Origin of the sequence: Providencia heimbachae ATCC 35613, assembly GCF_001655055.1 — a bacterium.
Taxonomy (GTDB): Bacteria; Pseudomonadota; Gammaproteobacteria; order Enterobacterales; family Enterobacteriaceae; genus Providencia; species Providencia heimbachae.
Genome location: NZ_LXEW01000041.1, coordinates 1 through 22,789 on the forward strand (window position 1 = coordinate 1; position 22,789 = coordinate 22,789).

The 22,789-nt window shown below is 40.6% G+C and carries 22 protein-coding genes; 20 read left to right on the forward strand and 2 right to left on the reverse strand.

Features of this window, described 5'->3' with window-relative positions; all coding sequences use genetic code 11:
- Window positions 1-382: 382 nt before the first annotated feature.
- The 5 genes from M998_RS15040 to megL all read left to right on the forward strand — a co-directional run bounded on the left by M998_RS15040 (window position 383) and on the right by megL (window position 4,838).
- Window positions 383-1,174 carry an endonuclease/exonuclease/phosphatase family protein gene (locus M998_RS15040; RefSeq protein ID WP_068909607.1) on the forward strand — a complete coding sequence of 264 codons (792 nt, stop codon included), beginning with the start codon at window positions 383-385 and terminating at the stop codon, window positions 1,172-1,174.
- A gap of 97 nt (window positions 1,175-1,271) precedes the next feature.
- Window positions 1,272-1,832: a DUF1287 domain-containing protein gene (locus M998_RS15045; RefSeq protein ID WP_375342655.1), complete on the forward strand. Its 561-nt coding sequence runs from the start codon at window positions 1,272-1,274 to the stop codon at window positions 1,830-1,832.
- Between the two features lie 210 nt (window positions 1,833-2,042).
- Complete coding sequence (locus M998_RS15050) at window positions 2,043-3,230, forward strand: NAD(P)/FAD-dependent oxidoreductase (RefSeq protein WP_068446402.1); 1,188 nt, start codon at window positions 2,043-2,045, stop codon at window positions 3,228-3,230.
- A 15-nt stretch (window positions 3,231-3,245) separates the two neighbouring features.
- A complete protein-coding gene (locus M998_RS15055; protein ID WP_068909611.1) occupies window positions 3,246-3,638 on the forward strand; it encodes a helical membrane plugin domain-containing protein in 393 nt (130 codons plus the stop codon).
- 15 nt (window positions 3,639-3,653) lie between these two features.
- Window positions 3,654-4,838, forward strand: a complete 1,185-nt coding sequence (megL, locus tag M998_RS15060; protein WP_068909613.1) for a methionine gamma-lyase — start codon at window positions 3,654-3,656, stop codon at window positions 4,836-4,838.
- A gap of 65 nt (window positions 4,839-4,903) precedes the next feature.
- Here megL and hutT read toward each other — a convergent pair whose 3' ends face one another.
- Window positions 4,904-6,286 (reverse strand): L-histidine transporter HutT, encoded by a 1,383-nt coding sequence (gene hutT, locus M998_RS15065; protein ID WP_068909614.1) that lies wholly within the window; start codon window positions 6,284-6,286, stop codon window positions 4,904-4,906.
- Between the two features lie 176 nt (window positions 6,287-6,462).
- On the opposite strand from hutT, the gene queE reads away from it, so the two are divergent.
- Entirely contained in the window at window positions 6,463-7,134 is a 672-nt protein-coding gene (gene queE / locus M998_RS15070) for a 7-carboxy-7-deazaguanine synthase QueE (protein ID WP_068909616.1), read from the forward strand.
- A 301-nt stretch (window positions 7,135-7,435) separates the two neighbouring features.
- On the opposite strand, the gene queD is transcribed toward queE, so the two are convergent.
- On the reverse strand, window positions 7,436-7,801 hold the full coding sequence (gene queD / locus M998_RS15075) for a 6-carboxytetrahydropterin synthase QueD (RefSeq protein ID WP_068446392.1): 366 nt from the start codon (window positions 7,799-7,801) through the stop codon (window positions 7,436-7,438).
- A 362-nt stretch (window positions 7,802-8,163) separates the two neighbouring features.
- Here queD and cysJ point away from each other — a divergent pair, with 362 nt between their 5' ends.
- From cysJ to nlpD, 14 genes are all read left to right on the forward strand, one after another.
- Window positions 8,164-9,969 (forward strand): NADPH-dependent assimilatory sulfite reductase flavoprotein subunit, encoded by a 1,806-nt coding sequence (gene cysJ / locus M998_RS15080; protein WP_068909618.1) that lies wholly within the window; start codon window positions 8,164-8,166, stop codon window positions 9,967-9,969.
- The gene (gene cysI / locus M998_RS15085) at window positions 9,969-11,702 is read left to right on the forward strand and encodes an assimilatory sulfite reductase (NADPH) hemoprotein subunit (protein ID WP_068909620.1); all 1,734 of its coding nucleotides are present in this window, start codon (window positions 9,969-9,971) and stop codon (window positions 11,700-11,702) included. Before cysJ ends, cysI begins: the two co-directional genes overlap by 1 nt.
- Window positions 11,699-12,433 carry a phosphoadenylyl-sulfate reductase gene (locus M998_RS15090; RefSeq protein ID WP_068909622.1) on the forward strand — a complete coding sequence of 245 codons (735 nt, stop codon included), beginning with the start codon at window positions 11,699-11,701 and terminating at the stop codon, window positions 12,431-12,433. The genes cysI and M998_RS15090 overlap by 4 nt, the downstream gene beginning before the upstream one ends.
- A gap of 328 nt (window positions 12,434-12,761) precedes the next feature.
- Window positions 12,762-14,174 carry a siroheme synthase CysG gene (gene cysG, locus M998_RS15095; protein WP_068909624.1) on the forward strand — a complete coding sequence of 471 codons (1,413 nt, stop codon included), beginning with the start codon at window positions 12,762-12,764 and terminating at the stop codon, window positions 14,172-14,174.
- A 15-nt stretch (window positions 14,175-14,189) separates the two neighbouring features.
- Complete coding sequence (gene cysD, locus M998_RS15100; RefSeq protein WP_068446383.1) at window positions 14,190-15,098, forward strand: sulfate adenylyltransferase subunit CysD; 909 nt, start codon at window positions 14,190-14,192, stop codon at window positions 15,096-15,098.
- Window positions 15,099-15,150: 52 nt separating this feature from the next.
- On the forward strand, window positions 15,151-16,593 hold the full coding sequence (cysN, locus tag M998_RS15105; protein WP_068909625.1) for a sulfate adenylyltransferase subunit CysN: 1,443 nt from the start codon (window positions 15,151-15,153) through the stop codon (window positions 16,591-16,593).
- 5 nt (window positions 16,594-16,598) lie between these two features.
- Window positions 16,599-17,210 carry an adenylyl-sulfate kinase gene (cysC, locus tag M998_RS15110; protein ID WP_082787594.1) on the forward strand — a complete coding sequence of 204 codons (612 nt, stop codon included), beginning with the start codon at window positions 16,599-16,601 and terminating at the stop codon, window positions 17,208-17,210.
- A 159-nt stretch (window positions 17,211-17,369) separates the two neighbouring features.
- Entirely contained in the window at window positions 17,370-17,669 is a 300-nt protein-coding gene (gene ftsB / locus M998_RS15115) for a cell division protein FtsB (protein ID WP_068446377.1), read from the forward strand.
- A gap of 67 nt (window positions 17,670-17,736) precedes the next feature.
- Window positions 17,737-18,462, forward strand: a complete 726-nt coding sequence (ispD, locus tag M998_RS15120; RefSeq protein ID WP_068909626.1) for a 2-C-methyl-D-erythritol 4-phosphate cytidylyltransferase — start codon at window positions 17,737-17,739, stop codon at window positions 18,460-18,462.
- A 12-nt stretch (window positions 18,463-18,474) separates the two neighbouring features.
- Window positions 18,475-18,987 (forward strand): 2-C-methyl-D-erythritol 2,4-cyclodiphosphate synthase, encoded by a 513-nt coding sequence (gene ispF, locus M998_RS15125; protein WP_068909628.1) that lies wholly within the window; start codon window positions 18,475-18,477, stop codon window positions 18,985-18,987.
- Window positions 18,953-20,011: a tRNA pseudouridine(13) synthase TruD gene (gene truD, locus M998_RS15130; protein WP_068446372.1), complete on the forward strand. Its 1,059-nt coding sequence runs from the start codon at window positions 18,953-18,955 to the stop codon at window positions 20,009-20,011. Before ispF ends, truD begins: the two co-directional genes overlap by 35 nt.
- Window positions 19,989-20,750, forward strand: a complete 762-nt coding sequence (surE, locus tag M998_RS15135; RefSeq protein ID WP_068909629.1) for a 5'/3'-nucleotidase SurE — start codon at window positions 19,989-19,991, stop codon at window positions 20,748-20,750. The genes truD and surE overlap by 23 nt, the downstream gene beginning before the upstream one ends.
- Window positions 20,747-21,373, forward strand: a complete 627-nt coding sequence (locus tag M998_RS15140) for a protein-L-isoaspartate(D-aspartate) O-methyltransferase (RefSeq protein ID WP_068446368.1) — start codon at window positions 20,747-20,749, stop codon at window positions 21,371-21,373. Before surE ends, M998_RS15140 begins: the two co-directional genes overlap by 4 nt.
- 315 nt (window positions 21,374-21,688) lie before the next feature.
- The gene (nlpD, locus tag M998_RS15145) at window positions 21,689-22,750 is read left to right on the forward strand and encodes a murein hydrolase activator NlpD (protein WP_068909631.1); all 1,062 of its coding nucleotides are present in this window, start codon (window positions 21,689-21,691) and stop codon (window positions 22,748-22,750) included.
- Window positions 22,751-22,789: the final 39 nt, after the last annotated feature.

Below are 22,789 nucleotides of genomic sequence, written 5' to 3' on the forward strand. Positions count from 1 at the left end.
CTTGTTTTGCCGTTTGCTCTCGTGGACTTCACGGATAGAGCCTTGCCAATACGCAATACAGCAGACCCCCCCTTTTTTATTCTCACTAAACCGTCTATTTAATTTTTGCATCCACTATCTAGCTAGATTTGCCTGACACAAAGTGCTGAATAGCAACTCACTTGCTTGGAATAGTAGGTTTGTTAGCAATGATTAAAAGACACAAGGGCTGTACGATCTTTTATGGTAGTTAGATGCTTAAGCTTTATTAGTCGGTGTGGATTATGCGCTAAATCGCCTCAACTAGATAAGATATAACAGGCTATGTTTGGTATACTGAGGTAAGCGTAAAGTAAATAATGTTAGATCCTAGCTATTTTTCCATTATGTAGGAATTCGAAACGTGGCGAAAAGAACCTATTCTGTTAGATATATTGCAGGTCAGCCCGCTAAACGTATTCAACCTATGCCTATACATATGCTAGGGGAATCACTTCCAATTGGCTTGCCTTTATTTTCAGCAGGTGAAACGTTAGATGTGGTGACTTGGAATATATATAAACAGCAACGACCTAATTGGAAAGCTGTTTTAGCCGAGTTAGTCAAAGATAAAAAGCTGATATTACTGCAAGAAGCACAAATGTCCCCTGAGCTGATATCGTTTGCTGCATCTCATCAATTAATTGCCGATCAAGTTCCTGCATTACCTTTCTCTCCTCATCCTGCGGGTGTAATGACCTTAGCAACTTCACATCCTATTTATTGCTGTCCATTACGTGAAAAAGAACCTTTATTGCGCTTAGCCAAGTCAGCATTGATCACTGTGTATCCTTTACCAAATGGAAAACAATTGATGGTCGCTAATGTACATGCTATCAATTTTAGCTTTGGTGTTGATGTTTATACAAGACAGCTCAACAAATTAGGTATCCATATCGGAAAACATGTTGGTCCGGTTATTTTAGCGGGGGATTTTAATGCTTGGAGTCGCCAAAGAGTTAATGCATTGAAGCGTTTTATACGTAGTGTTGGGCTAAAAGAAATTAATTATACCATCGATGTACGTACTAAAGCGTTTGGCCGACCACTCGATTATATATTTTATCGAGGATTAAAAATCAATGATAGTTATGTAGTAAGTACAGATGCATCCGATCATAACCCGATAATCACGCAATTTAAATTGCCAAAGTAATCTCATCTTTAAGATAAAACCACCTTATTTATCTCTCTATTTATTGTAGATTTTATAATTATAGATCGATGAGGATAAATCATTGCGGCTTCTACTAATATTTATTATTTCTCTGTATTCCTTTAGCGCTGTAGGAAATGAAAGCCTTACTCTAGCTAAGTATGCGGAACAATTACCTCGCTTAGTTATATATGACTCTTCGTACCGTAAAATTGATTACCCTAACGGCGATATTCCTAAAAACTATGGTGTTTGTTCTGATGTTGTTATCCGTAGTTATAGACTAATGGGGATAGACCTACAACAGCGTTTACATGAAGACATTAAAAAAAATTTCAGTTTGTATCCTAGCCACTTAATATGGGGACTAAATAAACCCGATACAAATATTGACCATCGCCGCGTACCGAACTTAGAAGTATTTTTTGCTCGTAAAGGTTCTGTAAAACCCATCACAATGAATGAGAACGATTACCTTCCCGGTGATATTGTTTCATGGCGGCTAGATAACGGTAGACCTCATATTGGTATTGTCACTACGTTAAAGTCAATAGATAACCAGCGTTATTTAGTTATGCATAATATTGGGTATGGGCAAGTGGCTGAAGATGTTTTATTTAATTGGAATATAACGGGTCACTATGCTTATCTTAAATAAGATTGATATTTATCTGTGACAGTTACAGTGTGAATTATAATCTTTATTTATTTGTTAGACTAATTTTTTGTATAAAGATAATTGATTTTATTTATTATGTTATTAATTATATTTATCTAAATATATTGGCTATTATTTAAAATGAACTATATTTATAAGGTGTAAACATGATTATTTAGTCATTCAATCGATTTAAGGTCAATTAACATCATGAAAAATATAGTTATTGTTGGTGGTGGTACCGGCGGGACAATGCTTGCAAACACACTCGCACGAAAATTGAATAAAGATATTTTTGCTAAAAAAATAAAAATTACGTTAATAACAGATAATCCTATTCATTATTACAAACCTGCTTTCATGTATGTTGCATTTAATTTATTTTTTCAAGAAGAGTTAAGTCGTAGTGAACGTTCACTATTACGACCAGAAATTAATTTAGTTATTGATAAGATAGAATCATTCGACTTTAAAAATAAAGAATTAAAATCTAGAAATGGTAAAAATTATAACTATGACTTTTTAGTGGTTGCGACAGGTTGCGTTCCTAGACCTGACCGGATTGAAGGTTTGAAAGAAATTGGCAATCATTTCTATGCTTATGACCCTGCTCGAAAATTAGCAGATCAATTATCTAAAATAGAAAAAGGGCGGATCTTTATTACGGTTTCTTTCCCTGAAACACCGAATGTACCTCACCAATGCGGTATTGCACCAATGGAAACCACTTTGATGCTAGATGATTTTTTACGTAAACGCCGCGTAAGAGATAATATTGAAATTGTTTATACTTATCCGACGGTTTCTCAGTTATTACGAAATTGTCTTTTCTTACAGCAGCCTGTGTGTGAAGTTATTCCTGAAATCTTTAATATTAAAAACATTAAGGCTCAGAGAGGGTTTACTTTAAATAATGTCGATCCGGATAAAAAAATAGCTTATTCAAAAGAAGGTGATGCGCAGCCTTTTGATATTTTAATTAGCACCCCACCAATCACAGCTGTTGAAGCCGTGATTAATACTGGATTAAGTGAGCATAATAATGGCGAAGGCTGGCTACCGACAGACCATGAAACTATGCAAGTATATGGAGTTGATGGTGTTTATGTTATTGGAGACACCGTTGATTTACCGATTAGTAAGGCGGGTGGAAGTTGCCATAATCAGGCTGCGATTATTGCTGATAATATTTGTGGCGAATTAACCTATGGCTACCCGTCTGCTATTTATGATGGGCGGGTACAGGCTGTCGCTCAAATGGGGCTACATGCCGGAATGCCACTACAGTACGACTATAAACATGATGTAGTCCCCATTCCGCCAACTAAATTGGGCGGATTACTGAGAAATGGCTTTAATCGAGGTATCTATTGGGCTGCCATTCGCGGCTTAGTGTAATAAGGGGAAAACATCATGTCGAATGATAATACGCAAGCAAAACTGGCAGAGTTACTGAATTCTGAGGCGGGTGATCATCTTGCCGAAAAATTAGCACCGTTATTACAACTAAAGCGCATGGATAATATTGTTGATTTACTTTCATTAGTATCGGATTTAGTGGATATCCTTGATTTAGGTACAGTAGAGAAATTATCAAATTCGTTTGAAGATACCCTAACACCTGTATGGGAGCTTGGAACGGCTTACAATATGGCCAAAATGGAAGCTCTTTATGATGATAAGGCGCCTAATTTTCGCTCAACGTATAGCCTATTAAAAGACCCTAATACATTACGTGGCATTAGTACCGTTTTACGAACATTGCAAATTGTTGGCTCTCGGTTATCTCAAGCCAAAGAAGATTAATTTTTCGGAGGTGGTATGAATTTAGATAAGGTAAGTTCTTTTGATACAAGAATAATACATAGTCATTATCGTTCTAATGAAAATTTAGGATCGCTAGCTTCCCCTATATACCAAACGTCTACTTATGTATTTAAAACAGTAGAAGAGGGAGCAGCCTGTTTTAGTGGTGAACAAAATGGTTATATGTACACCCGAATAAGCAATCCGACATTAGATTTATTAGAAAAACGAATCGCAAATTTAGAAGAAGGTGAAGCGGCTGTCGTTTTTTCTTCAGGAATGGGGGCAATTACATCGACTTTCTGGTCACTATTAAATCCGGGTGATGAATTATTGGTTGATATGACGGTATATGGTTGTACCTATGCTTTTTTTAATCATGGACTTGCACGCTTTGGTATTAATGTCCGTCATATTGATATGAGTAATCCGGTGAATGTTAAACAAGAAATTACGCCTAAAACGCGAATGATATTTTTTGAATCACCAGCTAACCCAAATATGCGTTTGGTTGATATCGAGGCAGTCAGTAAGATAGCACATCATCATAATATACTTGTTGCTGTTGATAATACTTATTGTACCCCTTATATACAAAAACCAATTACGTTGGGCGCGGATATATCCCTTCACTCATTGACTAAATATATGAATGGACATGGGGATGTAATGGCTGGCGCAGTTATTACTACCGCAGAACTGGCTAAGCAAATCCGTTTGGTTGGGCTAAAAGATATGACAGGTGCATGTTTATCACCCCACGATGCAAACTTAGTGCTGAGGGGAATGAAAACATTACCTATACGTATGGAGCGAATTGTTGAAAACGCACAGAAGGTGGCGGAATACTTAGCTTCTCACCCAAAAATTGAACAAATAATGTATCCTGGATTAGCTAATTTTACCCAATTTTCATTAGCGCAAAAGCAAATGAAGTTACCGGGAGGGATGATTGCATGTGAGCTAAACGGTGGATTTGAAGCGGGCAAACAGTTTTTAAATCGTCTCAATTTATTTTCTCGGGCTGTCAGTTTAGGCGATTGTGAATCTTTAGCTCAGCATCCAGCGAGTATGACTCACTCGACTTATTCCCCAGAAGAAAGAAAACAGTATGGTATTAGTGATGGATTGATTCGCCTTTCAATTGGTTTAGAGAGTGCCGATGATTTGATTGCTGATATTAGACAAGCTTTAATTTGATTATAAAGCAAGATATCGAGTTGCAGATTATCTTCTGCAACTCGAATTATTTCATGTCTTAATTTCTACAGGTCCGCTTCCCGAGATTTTTGAAAAGTACGCATAAAGAAGAATGCAATTGTCAGTATTGCTACCCAAGCAAAGCCAACAATCAAGGCGACTTGAGTGTCTTTGAAAAATCCAAGTAGTGCGATAACAAAGACCATAAATGCAATGGTAATTGCCGGTCCGATAGGCCAAAAAGGAACAGGGAATTTGAGTTTTTTAACGTCTTCCTTGCTCATTTGGCGGCGCATAGCAACTTGAGAAAGTAAAATCATCAACCAAACCCAAACGGTTGCAAAGGTTGCTATTGAGGCAATAATAACGAAGATTTTCTCAGGTAAGAGGAAGTTTAAGTATACGCCAAGCAGCATGACAACTGACATCACCAATACCGTCACCCAAGGTACGCCATTGCTGGTGAGCTTAGTGAAAACTTTTGGCGCTTGTTTGTTTTGCGCCATGCCGTACATCATGCGGCCTGCACCGAAAATATCACTGTTAATCGCTGAAATTGCGGCGGTAATTACCACTATATTAAGAATGTTTGCAGCGGAAGTGATGTTAAGGCTTGAGAAAATTTGGACAAATGGGCTGCCATTTTGACCAACTTGGTTCCATGGATAGATACACATTAGTATAAATAGCGTTAACCCATAGAATAATAGAATGCGAATAGGTACGGCATTGATAGCTTTTGGGATGGTTTTTTCTGGATCTTGCGCTTCACTCGCCGTGATACCGATAACTTCAATGCCACCAAATGCAAACATAACAATGGCAAGGGAGGCAATCACCCCTTCAATACCATTAGGCATAAAGCCCCCATGTTCCCATAGGTTTTGGATGCCAACTGCATGGCCGGTTTCTTTGCCAAAGCCGTAGAACATTAAGAAAGCGCCACCGACAATCATCGCGATAATGGCGCTGACTTTCACAATAGAAAGCCAAAATTCCATCTCACCAAAGATTTTGACATGACATAAATTGAGTGCGCCAATAAATAGCACGATACTAAGCACCCATATCCATTGGTCGACATCAGGGAACCAGAAGCCCATATACATACCAAAGGCGGTGATATCGGCCAAGCACACAACTAGCATTTCGAAAACATAGTTCCAGCCAGTTAAGAAACCCGCTAATGGCCCCATATAATGGCTAGCATAGTGAGAGAAAGAGCCCGGAGCGGGATTATGAACAGCCATTTCACCTAATGCACGCATCACCATAAAAACAGCTGCACCACCGACCATATAAGCGATTAATACTGCCGGTCCTGCAGCCTGAATGGCTGATGCTGAACCATAGAATAACCCAGTCCCAATCGCAGATCCTAGCGCCATGAAGCGAATATGCCTGACGCTCAGCCCCTTTCTGAGTTGATTTTGTTCACTACTTTGCATGTCTTTTCCTGTCTCTTTCTTAGTATGAGATAATGCACCGAATATTGTTTCGGTTTTGTTTATCGATTCTGGCGTACTTTATGAACCCAAGGTGGCTACATTATCACAAAGTGCCTTGTTCGTGAGATAGATATCTGCAATATAATACACATCAGGTTGACTATTTTAGGAGTGATATGAAATACCCAATTAATGAGATCTTTCAAACCTTACAAGGAGAGGGAGTTTTTACCGGTGTTCCGGCTATTTTTATTCGGTTGCAAGGTTGCCCCGTAGGCTGTAGCTGGTGTGATACAAAGCAAACATGGGAAGTAGAAACAAACAAAGAAACCGTGCTGGGTGATATCGCGCTAAAAACGTTAGATAACGATGAGTGGGCAATGGCAGATGCTACAGCACTAATCGCTTTGATGACTGCAAAGAATTATAGTGCAAAACACATCGTGATCACGGGGGGCGAGCCTTGTATCTATGATTTGACACCATTAACACAATTGCTTGAATTAAATGGTTATCAGTGCCAAATAGAAACCAGTGGAACCTACCCGATTCAGTGTAGTGAAACAACGTGGGTAACCGTTTCCCCGAAAGTAGGGATGAAAGGCGGCTTACAAGTACTCTCTCAAGCGGTTAATCGCGCTAATGAAATAAAACATCCAGTAGCGAGAGAAAAAGATATTGAAGCGCTGGATAATATATTGGCATTGCGAACAATAAAACCTGCACCGATAGTGGCATTACAACCCATCAGTCAAAAAGCTTCAGCGACAAGATTATGTATTGATACATGCATTGAGCGGAATTGGCGGTTGTCTATTCAGACGCATAAATATTTAGCAATCCCGTAATTATCTGCTTACCCGTCATACTTTGAACCGCAGCGTTGTTGGCTGCGCTCAGTTACTCGAGTCACATACTTTTGTATGCTCCACGAGATAGCTTTGCTTGCCGCCTAGCTGCAATTCAAATTATTTAGGGTAATTTTTTATATCCGTCATACTTTGAACCGCAGCGTTGTTGGCTGCGCTCAGTTACTCGAGTCACATACTTTTGTCTGCTCCACGAGATAGCTTTGCTTGCCGCCTAGCTGCAATTCAAATTATTTAGGGTGATTGTTTTTATTTTATAAATTCAAAGGATTAGATAAGATTAATCTTCACCACGATAGATACAACCTGCATTGCAAGTTTCTTTGATAGTCACTGCGCTTAATAAAGGTAATAACGGCTTGGTTTTTAGCCAGACCCAACGTGCTAATACTTCACTGGTTGGGTTTTCTAATCCATCGATATCATTTAAATAATGATGGTCGAGCTGTTCTAAAATAGGCTTGAATGCTTTTTTAACATCAGAAAAATCAATAATCCAACCGGTATGTGCATCAACATTTCCAGTGATCTCTAAGCGCACCATGAAAGAATGACCATGGAGGCGACCGCATTTATGCCCCTCGGGAACATGAGGAAGTTTGTGGGCGGCTTCAAAGTAAAAATCCTTATAGATTGTTGTGCTCATAAAAGTGTCCTTATTAATAATAAATAGTGCATTCTACTGTAATTTTGACTCAAAATATCTTTAATTGACGAATTATTGCTAATCGATTTTATGAGTATTATTCATCAGATATTTTCTTTAGGCTTTTTAGCTATTAGTTATGGCTATCGTTTCTTATCTCAATATAGCAGGCTGTTATAACCTTATATCCGTCATAGTTATATGCTTTTCATATTTTAGGTCGCAATATTGTCATCTAACTTATTGATAATTGCATAAGACTTGAGGCTTATTTAATTAGAATAATGCTCTCGTTTGTTTAATCGACATGGTTTTGTTTTTAGAGAATATTTAAATATGAGCAATTTTGAGGTTACAGGATAATGACAAAAAAACAGCCTCCTTTATCGGCATTACCTATATCAACGGAGCAACTGGCACGTTTACAAACAGCGGTGGATGATTATTCATCGCACCAGCTGGCATGGCTTTCAGGTTATTTATGGGGAACGATAAACCAAAACGCAGGTAATGGTATGCCTGTTAGTGTACCTGTTGCACCCGAAGAAACAGTGACGATTATTTCTGCGTCACAAACAGGAAATGCCCGCCGTTTATCGGAACAACTTAGAGAGCGTTTAATTAGCGAAAAAATTAATGTTAATTTAATCAATGCGGGTGACTACAAATTTAAACAGATAAACCAAGAAAAAATCTTGGTGATTGTGGCATCAACACAAGGTGAAGGGGAACCTGCGGAAGAAGCGGTAGCACTGTATAAATACCTTTATTCTAAAAAAGCGCCTAATTTAAGTGAAACAAACTATGCGGTTTTTGCGCTAGGTGATTCTTCTTATGAGAAATTTTGCCAAGCAGGGAAGGATTTCGATACGCAATTGGCGAAATTGGGTGCGATATCTTTATTTGAGCGCATTGATGCCGATGTGGAATACCAAGCCGTTGCGGATGAATGGGTTGAAAATTTAACGCAAAAGCTGAAAGAAAGAGTGCCAACCCAAACAACTAGCCAGTTAATCGTCACACAATCAGGCAGTGTAAATGAAATACACTCATCCCCTTACAGTAAAACAGCGCCTTTGACTGCATCATTACTGAATAATCAAAAGATAACAGGCAGAGGTTCTCAAAAAGATGTCAGGCATATTGAAATTGATTTAGGTGATTCGGGGCTACGTTATCAGCCGGGTGATTCACTTGGAATTTGGTTTGATAATGACCCTGCTTTAGTCGATGAGCTGGTGGGATTATTATGGCTTAATGGTGATGAAGAGGTCTTTATTGGTCAGCAGCGTCATTTATTGCGTGATGCATTGATTTACCAACTAGAACTTACTCAAAATACCCATATCATTGTTGAGAAATATGCCCAACTTTCAAAAGATGATGGGTTATTAGCATTGATAAGTGATAAGTCTGCAATTTTACACTACGCACAAACTACGCCGATTGTTGATATGGTGCGTCAAGCCGCAGCGCAACCCAGCGCTCAGGCATTTATTGATCTCTTACGGCCCCTGACACCAAGACTATATTCTATCTCTTCATCTCAAGCCGAGTCGGAAGATGAAGTGCATGCTACTGTCGGTGTTGTTCGCTATGACATTGATGGCCGGCCACGTACGGGGGGCGCATCCGGTTTTTTAGCGGATCGCTTAGGCGAAGGTGATGAGCTGCGTATTTTCATTGAGCATAATGAAAATTTCCGCCTACCAAGTGAGCCATCAACCCCGGTCATCATGATTGGTCCAGGTACTGGAATTGCGCCTTTTCGCGCCTTCTTACAGCAACGCGATAACGATGGTGCGAAGGGTAAAAATTGGCTTTTCTTTGGTAATCCTCATTTTGTCGATGACTTCCTTTATCAAGTTGAATGGCAGCGTTATGTCAAAGATGGCTTATTAACTCAAATTTCATTGGCATGGTCACGGGATCAGGCACAAAAGGTATATGTGCAGGATAAGTTGCGTGAACAAGGTAAAGAAGTCTGGGATTGGATTGTGGAAGGTGCACACATCTACGTCTGTGGTGATGCAAATCGCATGGCAAAAGATGTGGAGCAGGCATTATTGGATGTCATCAGTCAGTATGGAAGCATGGATAGCGAGCAAGCTGATGAATTTTTAAGTGAGTTGCGTGTAATGCGCCGTTATCAGAGGGATGTTTATTAATGAGCAATGAACAACAACAAAAACCCTTAATTGTTGAAGGTAAGCTTGCCGACAGTGAGCGAATGAAGCAAGACAGTAACTACTTGCGTGGCTCTATCAAAGAAGATCTCACAAATGGCCTAACCGGTGGATTTGAGGGTGATAATTTTTTATTGATCCGTTTTCATGGCATGTACCAACAAGATGATCGTGATATTCGAGCCGAACGTGCGGAGCAAAAACTGGAGCCGCGTCATGCCATGATGCTGCGTTGTCGCTTGCCGGGGGGAATTATCACGCCAAAACAATGGTTGGACATCGATAAATTCGCATCGGAACATACCTTATATGGCAGCGTGCGGATCACTAACCGCCAAACATTCCAATTTCATGGAATATTAAAAGGCGATGTGAAGCCAGCACACCAGATGCTCAGTCATGTGGGTTTAGATGCATTAGCAACTGCCAATGATGTCAATCGTAATGTGCTTTGTACTTCTAACCCTGTTCAATCGGAATTACATCAGCAAGCCTATGAATGGGCAAAGAAAATATCGGAGCATTTACTACCCCGTACCAGTGCTTATGCAGAAATATGGTTAGATAAAGAAAAAATTGTCACTACTGATGAAGAACCTATTTTGGGGCAAACGTATTTGCCTAGGAAATTCAAAACGACAGTGGTGATCCCACCATTAAATGATGTGGATCTTCATGCTAATGACATGAATTTTGTGGCAATTGCCAAAGAGGGTGAGCTAATTGGTTTTAACGTATTAGTTGGTGGTGGCTTGGCAATGACCCACGGTGATACGGCTACCTTTCCACGCTTGGCAAGCGAATTTGGTTTTATTCCGTTGGATAAAACATTAGCTATCGCAGAAGCAATTGTGACGACGCAGCGGGATTGGGGAAATCGAACTGATCGCAAAAATGCCAAAACTAAATATACCCTTGAACGAGTCGGTATCGAGACATTTAAAGCGGAAGTAGAAAGGCGTTCAGGTGTTATCTTTGAATCCATTCGCCCTTATCAATTTACTGAACGTGGTGATCAAATTGGGTGGTTAAAAGGGATCGATAATCGCTGGCATTTAACCTTGTTTATTGAAAATGGGCGTTTAATTGATACCGCTGAAAAGCCCCTAAAATTAGGTGTGGCAGAGATTGCTCGCATTCATAAAGGGGACTTTCGCTTAACGGCTAACCAAAACTTGATCGTTGCCGGCGTACCAGAAGAAGATAAACTCGCTATTGAAGCCATTGCGCGATCGCATGGATTAATGAGTGATAATATTTCACCTCAGCGTGAAAATTCAATGGCGTGTGTTTCATTTCCAACTTGCCCATTGGCGATGGCTGAAGCCGAACGCTTTTTACCTGAGTTTGTCAGTGAAATAGAAAAAATCATGGCTTCTCATCAGGTTGCTGATGAGCACATCGTTTTACGTGTGACTGGCTGTCCTAATGGCTGTGGACGAGCGATGCTAGCGGAAGTTGGCTTAGTGGGTAAAGCGGCAGATAGATATAATCTTCATCTAGGTGGTAACCGTATTGGTACGCGTATTCCTCGTATGTATCGCGAAAATATTACCAGTGCAGAAATTTTATCTCTCTTAGATGAGATGATTGGGCACTGGGCGAGTGAAAGATTCGAGCGCGAGGGATTTGGTGATTTCCTCATCCGTACCGATGTCGTAAAACCGGTACTGAATTCAGCCATTGATTTTTATGAGGTTAAGGAGGCGGTATGAACCGACTTCAGCTTTCTGATGTGATTGAATTAGAAAAACAGCAACAAGACGAATACTTGTCGTCGTTTAATACGCAACTTGAAGCCATGGATGCAATGCAGCGTATTGAGTGGGCGGCAGAGCATTTGCCATCTAAATTGGTCTTATCTTCAAGTTTTGGCATTCAGGCTGCATTAACGTTACATATGGTCACGCAGGTGATACCGGAGATCCCGGTCATTTTGACGGATACCGGGTACCTTTTTCCTGAAACCTATCAGTTCATTGAGCAACTCACAGAGAGGCTCAATTTAAATTTGCACGTCTATCGGGCGGCGTTATCCCCCGCATGGCAAGAGGCGATTCATGGTCAACTTTGGACGCAAGGTATTGAAGGAATTGAGCAATATAATCAAATAAATAAAGTTGAACCAATGGATCGCGCTTTAGATGATTTACAAGCACAAAGTTGGTTTTCAGGGTTAAGGCGTGAACAATCCGCGAGTCGGGCGAGATTACCCGTGTTAGGTGTCGGGCGAGGTATTTTTAAAATTTTACCGGTGATTGATTGGAATAATAAGCAAGTTTATGAATATCTAACACAATATGATTTACCCTACCATCCATTATGGGAACAAGGGTATTTATCGGTTGGGGATACACATACAACACGCAAATGGGAAGCGGGAATGAATGAAGAGGATACGCGTTTTTTTGGTTTAAAGCGTGAATGTGGACTTCATGAAAATTAGTCGTTATTACCCTAATTTTTCAATATTGATTAATTAAAGCCTTAATTTAAATAATATTTGTTTAATTACAAAGGGATGTGTTTATTTAAAAAAACATTATCCCTTTTTTATTATGATGAATATTCATTTTTTTAAATGACAAAATTTAATCTAAGTTGATTGTTTTTGAGGTTTAAATCTGATTATTAACGGTTTTTTATTAATATTAGCGCACTTATTCTTTTCAGTTACTAATCATATCTTTTTGTCATTTCAAACCGATTCACGCAAGTCATATAGTCAATTTTAAGTTTCTTATAATAAGTTTGAATAATGATGGGTGAGCAAGATGGATTATTTACCGTTATTTGTTGATCTACGAAGCCGCAAAGTTGTGTTGATTGGCGGTGGTGTAGTTGCGGCACGTAAAGCCGAGTTATTGATTAAAGCAAACGCTGCGCTGGTGGTTATTTCGCCTTCATTGTGCTCCCAGTTAGAAGAAGAGTATCAACAAAACAAATTTATATGGCAGCAGGAAAACTATCAACCTAATCATCTTGATGATGCTTATTTGGTGATAGCTGCCACTGATGATGAGTTATTGAACGAGAAAGTTTTTCATGATGCTAATGTGCGAAAAATTTTTATTAATGTGGTGGATAACCAGCCACTCTGTTCCTTTATTGTTCCTTCAATTATTGACCGTTCCCCGGTGATAGTAGCGGTTTCATCAGGGGGAACGGCACCCGTTTTAGCGCGTTTATTACGTGAAAAATTGGAAACGATGTTACCAAATTCGTTAGGCAAAATGGCCGAAATTGCAGGGCGCTGGCGAGCAAAAGTGAAAGAGTCAGTTTGCAACATGCGTGAAAGAAAACGTTTTTGGGAAAAAAGTTTTAGCGGACGTTTCGCGTCATTAGTCGAAAATGGACAATTTAGTGAAGCAGAGCAGCAGCTAGAACGACAACTTTATGAAAAAGACACCAACGGTGAGCTAATTTTAGTTGGCGCGGGCCCCGGTGATGCAGGGTTGCTCACGTTAAAAGGATTACGTGTGCTGCAAAGTGCCGAAGTGGTGCTGTATGACCACTTGGTCAGTGACGAAATACTCGAATTAGTGCGCCGCGATGCAGATAAAATCTGTGTAGGAAAACGTGCAGGTAGCCACAGTGTTTCTCAAGAAGAAACCAATGCCTTGATTGTGAAATACGCCAGGCAGGGTAAAAAAGTTGTCCGTCTCAAAGGCGGCGATCCATTCGTCTTTGGGCGAGGTGGTGAGGAGCTGCAAATCGCAGCAGAAGCAGGGATCCCATTTCAAGTTGTTCCTGGTGTCACTGCCGCCATCGGGGCAGCGGCTTATGCCGGAATACCGTTAACACATCGGGAACATTCACAAAGCATTACTTTTATTACAGGTCATTGTCGCAATGAAGGAATGGAGCTCGATTGGCAGTCACTGGCTCGAGGGAACCAAACGCTTGCTATCTATATGGGGACAGTAAAAGCGGCAAATATTCGCCAGCAGCTGATCCAATATGGTCGTCATCAAGATACCCCTATTGCGGTTATTGGTTGTGGAACGCGATGCGACCAAAAAGTACTCACGGGAAAATTGCATGAGTTGGAAATATTAGCGCAGCAAGCCCCTACGCCAGCCTTGATTATTATTGGCGAAGTCACTGCATTACATCAACAACTTGCGTGGTTTGGTCCGCAAACCGAAGATATCCGATGGCGTTCAGCCGTGCTGGAATTGGCTTAATTAGAGGAGTCCATCATGAACGAAAAAAAATTGACGCATTTACAGCAGTTAGAGGCAGAGAGCATTCATATTATTCGTGAAGTTGCCGCTGAATTTGCTAACCCTGTCATGTTGTATTCGATTGGTAAAGATTCCTCGGTGATGTTGCATCTAGCACGTAAAGCGTTCTATCCAGGAAAATTACCTTTTCCGTTATTGCATGTGGATACGGGATGGAAGTTTCGTGAAATGTACGAGTTTCGCGATAAGGCAGTTGAAAAATATGGCTTTGAATTATTAGTTTACCGTAATCCTGAAGGGGAAAAGTTAGGGATCAACCCATTTATTCATGGTAGCACTAAGCATACCGATATCATGAAAACAGAGGGGTTGAAGCAAGCTTTAGATAAATACGGTTTTGATGCGGCTTTTGGTGGTGCACGACGTGATGAAGAAAAATCACGTGCCAAAGAACGTATCTATTCATTTAGAGATAGATCTCATCGTTGGGATCCTAAAAACCAGCGCCCTGAGCTATGGCATAACTATAACGGCCAAATCAATAAGGGAGAAAGCATTCGTGTTTTCCCATTATCGAATTGGACTGAATTGGATATTTGGCAATATATCTACTTGGAAAATATCGATATTGTTCCTTTATATTTTGCAAAAGAGCGTCCAGTTATTGTGCGTGATGGAGCATTACTGATGGTTGATGATGATCGTATTGATTTGAAATCAGGAGAAGTGATCGCCAAACAAAAGGTTCGTTTTCGAACGCTTGGTTGCTGGCCACTCACTGGGGCGGTGGAATCTAATGCTGAAACCTTGCCTGAAATCATTGAAGAAATGCTGATTTCAACCATCAGCGAACGCCAAGGGCGTTTAATCGATAGTGATCAATCCGCTTCGATGGAGCTGAAAAAGCGCCAAGGATACTTTTAATAAGCAACATAAAAGTACAGTTAACCCGCAAAGTAGAGGAAGGAGCAAAGCCATGGCTCAGTTAGCTTATAACGAATCAATTGCACAACAAATCGAACAACAAGGCGGTGTTGAGCCTTATTTATTAGCTCAGCAACAAAAAGGTTTACTGCGTTTTTTAACCTGTGGAAATGTCGATGATGGTAAAAGCACATTGATTGGTCGATTATTACATGACACGCGCCAAATCTATCAAGATCAATTGTCTGCATTGCAAAGTGACAGTAAGCGTATTGGTACACAAGGTGAGAAACTCGATTTAGCATTACTCGTGGATGGTCTTGCTGCAGAGCGTGAGCAAGGGATCACCATTGATGTTGCTTACCGTTATTTCTCAACCGAAAAACGCAAATTTATCATTGCAGATACCCCAGGGCATGAACAATATACCCGCAATATGGCGACAGGTGCATCAACTTGCTCACTTTCTATTTTGCTGATCGATGCTCGAAAAGGGGTACAGGAGCAAACACGCCGTCATAGTTTTATTAGTACATTGCTTGGGATCCGCCATTTGATTGTCGCAGTGAATAAAATGGATTTAGTGGGTTACAGTCAAGAAGTCTATGACAAAATTAAGCACGATTATCAAAAGTTTGCCACTGAACTTCCCGTTGAACTGAATGTTATATTCGTGCCTATTTCTGCGTTAGATGGGGATAATATTGTTAATAAAAGCAGTAGTTTGCCATGGTATCAAGGGGAAACGTTGCTTGAAATTTTGGAGAATGTACAAGTTGAGCAACAAGCCTCAGAGCAAGTGCTGCGTTTTCCTGTCCAATATGTTAATCGGCCGAATCTAGATTTTAGAGGGTATAGCGGCACCTTGTCTTCAGGCATTGTTCAAGTCGGGCAAACAGTGAAGGTATTGCCATCAGGCTCCGTCTCTAAAATTAAACAAATCGTCACATTTTCTGGGGAGCAAGATTTTGCTGTACCGGGCGAAGCAATCACGTTGGTGCTTGAAGATGAAATTGATATTAGTCGTGGTGATTTGATTGTCGAAGAAAATGAACCATTACAAAGCACTCGCCAAGCTCTGATTGATGTCGTTTGGATGTCAGAGCAACCTTTGGTGCAAGGGCAACAGCTTGATATTAAGGTTGCCGGTAAACGCAGTCGAGCAAAGGTGGAAAATATTCAATATCAAGTGGATATCAATAATCTAACGCAAAAAGTGGCGACTGAATTACCGTTGAATGGTATCGGGTTGGTTGAATTTTCATTCGATGAGCCGCTATTATTAGAAAATTATCAACGTAATGCAGATACCGGCGGCATGATCTTGATTGATCGTTTAACCAATGTTACCGCAGGTGCTGGATTGGTACGTGATACTCAAACGCAACTTTTTGAACAAAATAATACGTTTAGTGAGTTTGAGGTCGAGCTTAACCAATTGATCCGCAGACATTTTCCCCATTGGGGGGCTCGTGATGTGCTTGGTGGAAAATGAGTGAAATGACACAGATAAATGAAAATATTGTTTGGCATCAACATGTTGTTGATCGCATGCAACGAGAAAATAGTAACGGTCATAAAGGCGCGGTTTTGTGGTTTACGGGGCTTTCTGGTTCAGGAAAGTCTACTCTTGCTGGCGCAATTGAACATCAATTAGCTTCAATGGGTATAAAAACCTATTTACTCGATGGAGACAACATTCGTCATGGGTTATGTGGTGATTTAGGTTTTAGTGATGCGGATAGGCAAGAGAATATTAGGCGAGTCGGTGAGGTTGCTAAATTAATGGTTGATGCTGGGCTGGTAGTAGCTACTGCATTTATTTCTCCTTATCAAGAGGATAGAAATAAAGTTCGGCAATTATTCGAGCAAGATCAGTTTTTAGAGTTGTATGTTGCAACCCCAGTTGAAATTTGTGAGCAGCGTGATCCTAAAGGGCTGTATAAGCAAGCAAGAGAAGGGAAGATTAAGCAATTTACAGGGATTGATTCACCTTATGAGCCGTCATTACAGCCTGAATTGCACATTGATGGACAACTGCCTGTTACTGATTCAGTGAGTCAAATAATTGATTTACTTGTGCGCCGAAATATTATTCAACTCGCCTCTTAATTAACCACAAATATCATCTTTTTTTATTTGAATATAAAATCAGATGATATTTAATCCATTCATATCCGACTTATTCTGACTTTTTGCCACAATATTTGCATCACAGTAGCGTGATGGCCTTAGTTATGGGATGATTAGCAAATCATTTTAGGGGGCAAGATGGGTAAATTAACGCTACTATTAATCGCAATATTAGCTTGGTTACAATATTCTTTATGGCTAGGTAAAAATGGCATCCATGACTATGTTAAGGTCAAAGATGATGTTGCAGCTCAAGAAAACGTCAATTCACGTTTGAAAATGCGTAATGAACAGCTATTTGCTGAGATTAATGACTTGAATGATGGGCAAGATGCAATTGAAGAACGTGCTCGTAGTGAATTAGGCATGGTCAAACCTGGTGAATCATTTTATCGAATGGTCAAAGAAAATAATAACCAAAATTCATCCCAGCAATAATGATATTGAAGATATTGCCGATGGCTATATCTATTAGCCTGATAATTTCCGATGTAAGACTCATATAATGATAAACCCAACAACCCATGGTGATTTAAAAATTGTTGCGCTGATCCCTGCTGCGGGGATTGGTAGTCGTATGAATGCCGATTGCCCTAAACAATACCTCCAAGTGGCGGGAAAAACAATTATCGAGCATACGATCTGTGCGCTACTACTGAGTACGGATATTAAGTGTATTATTGTGGCGCTTAGCCTTGAAGATGACTATTTTCAGCAACTTGAAATTGCAAAAGACCCCAGAGTTATCACTGTAATTGGTGGAAAAGAGCGGGCAGATTCAGTTTTAGCGGGGCTAGATTATCTTGCTCAGCAAACCGATTATCTTGAGAGTTGGGTGTTAGTACATGATGCTGCGCGCCCCTGTCTTCATCAAGATGATTTAAAAAATATTATTCAGTTAGCGACGTCGAATGAATGTTGTGGGGGGATCCTTGCCGCGCCGGTACGAGATACAATGAAGCGCAGCTTACAAGGTGAGCAGCTTATTGCACATACCGTTGAGCGAGAAGCGCTTTGGCATGCATTAACTCCTCAGTTTTTTCCGTTGCAACTATTGCGTCATTGTCTAAGCAAGGCCTTGAAAGAAAAAGCTATTATTACCGATGAAGCCTCAGCTCTTGAATATTGTGGCTATCAACCCGTTTTGGTCGCAGGAAGAGCCGATAATTTAAAAGTGACTCGACCTGAAGATCTTGCGCTGGCGGAATTCTACCTTTCAAGAATGAAATAATAAGGAAAAAAAATGAGAATTGGACACGGTTTTGATGTACACAAATTTGGTGGCGAAGGTCCCATTATTATTGGTGGGGTGCGTGTGCCTTATGAACAAGGTTTGTTAGCACATTCGGATGGTGATGTGGTTCTACATGCAGTGACTGATGCGATTTTAGGTGCTGCAGCACTTGGCGATATTGGCAAGTTATTTCCAGATACTGACCCTGCCTATAAAGACGCTGATAGCCGAGTATTATTAAGAGAATCATTCAGCCGTGTACGAGAAAAAGGCTATAGTATTGGTAATATTGATATTACTATTATGGCTCAAGCACCTAAAATGCTGCCACATATTCCACAAATGCGTATTAATATTGCCGAAGATCTTGAATGTCATATGGATGCGGTAAATGCGAAAGCTACAACCACAGAGCAACTTGGTTTTGTTGGTCGTAAAGAAGGGATTGCTTGTGCAGCAGTCGTTTTATTAGTGAAAGATAATTGTAATGAAAGCTATGAACGTACAGTACCTGCATGGTAAACCACGATCTTCTGGCAAACTTAAAAGTATCCCAGAAGATTTTATCGTAAAAGAAGATTTGGGTTTTGAGCTTGATGGGGATGGCGAACATGTGATGGTTCGTGTCGAAAAAACAGGCTGTAATACTTTATTTGTTGCTGAACAACTGGCTAAATTTGCTAAAATTTCAGCGAGAGCAGTAAGTTACGCGGGTTTAAAAGATAGGCATGCGGTCACTGAGCAATGGTTTTGTTTACAGATGCCCGGTAAAGAGACGCCTGATTTTTCAACATGGCAACTTGAAGGCTGCCGAGTGTTAGCAACAACGAGACAAAAAAGAAAGTTGCGCATTGGTACGTTGAAAGGAAACCAGTTTGAGATAACGCTGCGTGATATCTCTGAGCCAAATGACGTTGAACAACGCCTACAAAAAATTGCGGAGTCAGGTGTGCCAAACTATTTTGGTGAGCAACGTTTTGGTCGAGGTGGTCAAAATTTGACCCAAGCACTTCGCTGGGCAAATCAAGAGATTAGTGTTCGAGAGCGTAGTAAGCGAAGCTTTTATTTATCGGCTGCTCGCAGTGCAATGTTTAACCACATTGCCAGTGAACGCATAATCAATAATATTGCTCAGCAGGCTATATTAGGTGATGCATTACAGCTTACTGGCCGGGGGAGTTGGTTTGTAGCAACAGCGGAAGAATTATCAACGCTACAAGCACGTTTGTTATCATCAGAATTAAGTGTTACTGCACCACTTCCGGGAGACGGGGAGTTAGGGACTCAGGATGATGCACTTGCTTTTGAAACGCAATGCTTAGAAAATTATCAGCCTTTTATTGCGCTGATGAAAAGCGAGCGAGTTTCTCCGGTGAGAAGGGCTGTGGTTATAAAACCACAAAACTTACAATGGCAGTGGCTAAATGATACAACGCTAAAACTGAATTTTTTCTTAAATTCAGGTAGTTTTGCAACCAGTGTCGTGAGAGAAATTATCAACCAAGATAGTCAGGATAGTGTCGATGCTAAAGATTTTATTGAGTAATGATGATGGTGTAACTGCACCGGGAATTCAAACATTAGCGGCAGCATTGCGTCAACATTATGATGTACAAGTGATTGCGCCTGATCGTAATCGTAGTGGGGCTTCAAATGCACTGACATTAGATAAACCACTTAAAATTCAAACATTAAGTAATGGCGACCTTTCTGTGCAAGAAGGGACACCAACCGACTGTGTTTATATCGGTGTTAACAAAGTGGTCCGTCCTCGTCCTGATATTGTGGTGTCAGGCATTAACTGTGGCCCTAATCTTGGTGATGATGTTATTTATTCAGGGACTGTTGCGGCAGCAACAGAAGGGCGTCATTTGGGCTTACCCTCAATCGCCGTTTCATTAGATGGTGATGTACATTATGAAGCCGCCGCTAAGGTAACTTGTGATATTTTAGCGTTGTTACAGAAAAACCCTCTACGGGCAGGTAATATCTTGAATATTAACGTGCCTGATATCCCTTATGAAGAAATTAAAGGGATAAAAGTGACACGCTGTGGCAGTCGCCATGCAGCATCAGAAGTGTATAACCTTGAAGATCCCAAAGGGAATATGCTGTATTGGCTAGGGCCTGTTGGCGAAATTCGAGATGCAGGCCCAGGCACTGACTTTGAAGCTGTGCAAAACGGTTATGTTTCCATTACCCCTCTACAAGTGGATTTAACTGCTTATAAAGCGCATTCGCTAGTAGAAGATTGGTTAGAGCAAGCAGGAGTAAAGGTAAAATGAAAACTGGGCTCATGAAAGATCTTTTGGCACAACTACGCCAACAGGGAATTCAGGATGAGCGCCTGTTAGATGCGATTTCACAGGTTCCTCGTGAACAATTTGTGGATGAAGCGCTCTCCCATAAAGCCTATGACAATATCCCATTACCAATCGGTCATGGGCAGACTATTTCACAACCTTATATTGTTGCGAAAATGACCGCACTGCTCAGCTTAAAGCCTAATGACCAAGTGCTTGAAATTGGTACGGGATCTGGCTACCAAACGGCAGTTCTTGCCCATTTAGCCCAGCATGTTTTCTCTGTGGAGAGAGTGAAAAGCTTGCAGTGGACGGCTAAGCGTAGGTTGAAGCTCCTTGATTTACATAATATTTCCACTCGTCATGGTGATGGGTGGGAAGGGTGGCAGTCTAAAGCACCTTTTGATGCCATCATTGTGACCGCAGCGCCGAATGAAATTCCAACATTACTGCTTGGGCAATTAAAAGAGGGTGGCCGTTTAGTTTTGCCTGTTGGTGATAAAGACCAATCATTGAAATTGATCACGCGTAGAGGCAATGATTATCACACCAATGTGATAGAAAAAGTACGTTTTGTTCCTCTCGTTGCCGGTGATTTAATCTAATTTATTGATCACAATTTAGCGCTGTTGATTTTTTGTATTGGTTTAAATTAACTAATGGAAAAGATCAATAGAGCCTAATAGCAGTCAAATACATCTAAATATGATATTTTAGCAGTCTAAATTTGAGTTATTTACATAAACTGTTAAGTCATAATCTCAAATTGTTATATTTTTGATATATTTAACTTGTTCACTATTTTGTATTTCTGCTTTAATAAGCGAAATATTTTTAATCTATCTCTATGTTGCTGACATAAGGTTTTATCGGCCTAAGTTTTAGTTGTCGCGTCAGATTTTCTTCACGGGAGAAGAAGCATGAAAATTGTTAGCCCTATAAGCAGAATTCGATGGGCAGTGATCTTTTCATTTAGCGGGTTTTTGTTAGCGGGTTGTTCTACGCCATACCATGCAGCTGCGCCTATTTCGAGTGTAGGTGATGGGCAATCTAGTCACCAGCAGGCGGCTCAAAGGGCAGCACCAAGTGCATCACCAGATGCAGGGATGAGTACGGCGATGCCGTCATCACGGCCAAACCTTTCAAGTAATAGTCAATCGGTTAACCGAGCATCTAGCCAAGCGACGACTAACGGCGAAGGCCGCATTGTTTACAACCGTGACTATGGCAGCATCCCAAAAGGAAGCTATAACGGTAATAGCTATACCGTTCAGCGCGGTGATACTTTATTTTATATCGCTTATCTAACTGGTAATGATTTCCGTGAGTTAGCATCGAAAAACGACATTCCAGAGCCTTATAGCCTCAATGTTGGCCAGGTAATAAATATTGGTAACACAAATGTGACGCCGAGCACTCAAATTGCCTCAAATAGTCACCAGCAACCGGTTGATCTTCGAACAACTAATGCGTATCCTGAAAACAGTGGTGGTCAAAATTCAGGTAAGATGTTGCCAAATAATAAGAAACCTGCAACGCAAGTTTCCACGGCAGCAAGTAATACAACTACCACCACAGCTTCAACAGCGGCAGCGAGCAGTAATAATTCGTCAATAAAATGGCGTTGGCCAGCTGAAGGGAAAATGATTGAAGGTTTCTCTGACGCACAAGGTGGGAACAAGGGCGTAGATATCGCAGGTTCTCGTGGTCAAGCTGTGCTCGCTTCTGCTCCAGGAAAAGTCGTTTATGCAGGTAATGCACTGCGTGGATATGGAAATCTAATAATAATAAAACATAACGATGACTACTTGAGTGCTTATGCACACAACGATACGTTGCTTGTGCGTGATCAACAGGATGTTACTGCGGGTCAAAAAATAGCAACTATGGGTAGTACTGGCACAAGTTCAGTTAGATTACACTTTGAAATTCGTTACAAGGGAAAATCAGTAAACCCGTTGCGCTATTTGCCGCAACGATAAACTGGGCAGAGTGCTTTGACATTCTGTCCGCATTATCTA